General features: G+C 69.9%; 4 protein-coding genes. 2 read left to right on the top strand and 2 right to left on the bottom strand.

Annotated features, from left to right (window positions below):
• Positions 1 to 206 precede the first annotated feature (206 nt).
• A complete protein-coding gene (locus tag ACFFQA_RS05340) occupies positions 207 to 1,130 on the top strand; it encodes an ornithine carbamoyltransferase (RefSeq protein WP_377850486.1) in 924 nt (307 codons plus the stop codon).
• 204 nt (positions 1,131 to 1,334) lie between these two features.
• Positions 1,335 to 1,670: a hypothetical protein gene (locus tag ACFFQA_RS05335; protein WP_377850485.1), complete on the top strand. Its 336-nt coding sequence runs from the start codon at positions 1,335 to 1,337 to the stop codon at positions 1,668 to 1,670.
• Here the strand turns inward: ACFFQA_RS05335 and ACFFQA_RS05330 are convergent.
• Together ACFFQA_RS05330 and ACFFQA_RS05325 are read right to left on the bottom strand one after the other, a co-directional pair.
• Positions 1,656 to 1,937, bottom strand: a complete 282-nt coding sequence (locus ACFFQA_RS05330) for a hypothetical protein (RefSeq protein WP_377850484.1) — start codon at positions 1,935 to 1,937, stop codon at positions 1,656 to 1,658. The two genes, ACFFQA_RS05335 and ACFFQA_RS05330, sit on opposite strands and share 15 nt — an antisense overlap.
• Positions 1,938 to 1,967: 30 nt before the next feature.
• Complete coding sequence (locus ACFFQA_RS05325; RefSeq protein ID WP_377850483.1) at positions 1,968 to 3,461, bottom strand: amidase; 1,494 nt, start codon at positions 3,459 to 3,461, stop codon at positions 1,968 to 1,970.
• Positions 3,462 to 3,520 lie beyond the last annotated feature (59 nt).

The following is a 3,520-nucleotide window of genomic DNA, read 5'->3' as shown; positions in this document are numbered from 1 at the left end:
GTTACCGACTCCCGAGTAGACCGAAAACCGCTGCACGGCCGGAAAGCAGCCCGGAAGGCCGACTTCACCACCGTCGAGAACGAGGCTATCCACGCGCATTTTCGTCCCGTTATTGCCGCATTCTCCGAGGCAGTGGCGGCACGATGCCGGAACGATATGGGTGGTGGCTACCGTGGCGGTCCCTGCACGGAGTAGGAGCGGAGCAGATGACCCCGACGCGCAAGCACCTGATCTCCCTCGCCGACCTCTCCGACGCCGACCTGCGCCACATCGTGGCCAGGGGCGTCGAGCACGCGAAGGGCGTCGCGGCCGGAGAACCGTTGTCCGGCACGGTGCTGGGCGTCTACTTCCGCAAGACCTCCACCCGCACCCGCACGGCGTTCTCCTCGGCGGCCCTGCGCCTCGGCGCGCGGATCATCAGCTACGGCCCTGACGACCTGCAGCTCAACACGGGCGAGACGATCGAGGACACGGGCCAGGTGATGGCCCGCATGCTCGACGGCCTGGTGGCCAGGACCGCGGGCACGACGGAGGAGCTGCGCGCGCTGGCCGCCCAGAACCGGATGTCCGTGGTCAACGCGATGAGCGCGCGCGAGCACCCCACCCAGGCGCTGGCGGACCTGACCACGATGGCCGGCCACTTCGGCGGGATCGACGGCCTGCGCGTGCTGTACCTGGGCGAGGGCAACAACACCGCGGCAGCGCTCGCGCTCGGCCTGACCCGCTACCCGGGGACGGAACTGCACCTGCGCACGCCCCCCGGCTTCGGCGTGGATCCGGAGATCCTGGTGCGGGCCAAGCACTACGCGGCGCAGAACGGATCACTGGTCGAAGAACGCCACGACATGCTCGACCTGCCGACGCCGATGGACGTCGTCTACACGACGCGGTGGCAGACGACGGGAACCTCGAAGAGCGACCCGGACTGGCGCACCCTGTTCGCACCGTTCCACGTGGACGAGTCCGTGCTGGACACCAGCCCCGGCGCGGTGTTCATGCACGACCTGCCAGCACACCGCGGCGAGGAGGTGAGCGCGGGTGTGCTGGACGGCCCCCGCTCCATCGCCTTCGACCAGGCGGAGGCGAAACTGCACAGCGCCAAGGCCGTGCTCGAATGGTGCATCGGCTGACTTTGCCACCGGTGGCAATACCTAGACTGGCAAACACGACCGCACACCACCCCCACCCCGCCCCTCGTTTCGCGTTTTGGCAACTTAACGCGAATTGGGAGCGCTCTCTTGCGCAACAAGTTCCCATAGCGCGAAGCCCGTGACCGTGCGAACAGGAACCCGGATCCCAGACGGGCGATGGAACAGAGAAGGATGGCCCGAGGGATGGAACTGAGCGTGTGGCACGAGTTCCGCGAGTACATGCTCGAAGACGACGACTGGTACTCCTTCTCCAGCGCGGTCGCGGCGGCCCGCCACGCGCTGGGTGGCACGGACGATGTCGCCTGGTTGCGGATGGCCATCGACGGCACGGCTCGGCTTGTCCGCGAAGGCGCCATCACCCCCGGCTCCCTCACCGACGACGGGTTCGAACCCTGGCCGGGCACACCGGAGGCGTCAGCCGAGCGCATCGAACGCGAGGGAGCCGACTACCTGGCACGGGGCGACTTCCCCGATCTCAGCGACATCTGCTGGTTCGAGAACCCCTCACGCCCCGCGTGAGTCCACCACCGCGTGCGAGGCGGTCAGCACCGCCGCGCGCGCGGTGGCCAGCACGTCCTCCAGCACGCCCGGCAACCGCTCCGTCGGCAGCCCGCCGGAGCGCAGGTCCCGCACCGCCTCCGCGGCGAGCGCCGCGCACTCGACGAGGCTCAACACCGTCTCCTCCAACGGGTCCGCGCGGTCGGCGGTCACGCGCAGCAGTGCCAGCTCGCGACCGAGGACCTCGGCGAGCACGGAACCGCGGTCCACCTGTGGGGGTGCGGACACCGGCGTGACTCCTCCCGATCGGCAGCCTGGTCAGACCTTGTCGAACCCGGGTGCCCTGCGCACCGGCAGCGCCCGCTCGAATCCGCGCGCCAGCCGGAACAGGGTGGGCTCGCTCCACGCCGTCCCGGTGAAGGTGATCCCGACCGGAAGCCCGTCCGCGAAGCCTGCCGGGACGCTCACCGCCGGGTATCCGGCCACGCCCGAGGGGACCGCCGCGCCCTGCGGCTCGGGATCGCCCTCGACCAGGTCGATCGGCCACGCGGGCGGACACGTCGGCATCACCAGCGCGTCGAGCCCGTGCCGGCGCAGCACCTCGTCGATGCCCTGCTCGCCCGCGAGGGAACGCACCACGGTGAGCGCATCGCGATAGGCCGGGTCGTTCAGGTCGACGTCGCCGAACCCCGCCAGCATCTCCAACGAGCCCTGTCCAAAGTGGACAAGTTCGGTGTCGGCGTTGGCGCGGTTGAACTCCACGAGTTCGGCGATGGTCTTCGGGTGGTCGCCTGGTGTCTCCGCGAGGTAGCGCTCCAGGTGGTGTTTGGTCTCCTGGACGACCACCATGCCGATGGCCGGATGCGTGGTCAGCTGCGCGGCGGTGGCGATGTCCGCGTTGTCCACGATCTCGGCGCCCGCCGCGCGCATGACCTCGATCGCCTGCTCGGTGATCGCGTCCGCTTCCTCGCTGTAGCCGAAGAAAACCGAACGGGGCACACCGATGCGCGCGCCGCGGAGGCCGTCCTCGGCCAGGAAGCCGGTGTAGTCGGCGTGCGCGTTCTCGGCCGCACCGGCGGTCGCGCTGTCACGGAGGTCCACACCGGCGATGGCCGAGAGAACCACGGCGGCGTCGGCGACCGTGCGGCACAGCGGGCCGATGGAGTCGAAGCTCCTGATCGCCGGGATCATCCCCGCACGGCTGGTCAGGCCGACCGTCGGTTTGAAACCCACGACGCAGTTCGCCGCCGCAGGCCCCAGGATCGAGCCCACGGTCTCCGTTCCCAGGGCCACCGCGCACAGGTTCGCCGCGACGGCGACGGCCGAGCCGGAGCTGGAGCCGTGCGGCGAATGGTCGAGCCGGTAAGGGTTGCGGCACTGACCGCCCCGCGCGCTCCACCCCGAGGAGCCGATGATCCACGACGTCTTGTTGGCCTTGCCCAGCAGGATCGCCCCGGCGGCGCGCAGCTTCGCCGCGACCGTTGCGTCCTGGGCGGGCCGGGAACCGAGCAGAGCGGTCGAGCCGCTTGTCGTGCGCATCGCGTCCGCGGTGTCGATGTTGTCCTTGAGCAGCACGGGAATGCCGTGCAGCGGACCACGGACGGTTCCCCGACTGCGCTCTTCGTCCAAGCGGCGCGCCTCGTTCTCCGCGTCGGGATTGACCTCGATCACCGCGCGCAGCTGCGGGCCGCGCACGTTGAACCGCTCGATCCGTTCCAGGTAGTACCGCGTGAGGTCGAGAGCGCTCAGCTCACCCGCCGCCATCCGGTCCCGCAGCCCGGCGAGCGTGGCTTCCTCAAGAGTGTCCGTCACCGCGCTCGCTGGCACCGTCCGGCCTTCCTGTCGAGGATCGTGGTCGAAACCGACGGTAG

The sequence above is a fragment of the Allokutzneria oryzae genome (assembly GCF_042429765.1).
In the GTDB taxonomy this organism is placed as follows: domain Bacteria; phylum Actinomycetota; class Actinomycetes; order Mycobacteriales; family Pseudonocardiaceae; genus Allokutzneria; species Allokutzneria oryzae.
Note: the sequence above shows the minus strand (reverse complement) of the source record. Positions and strands in the feature narration are given on the sequence as shown.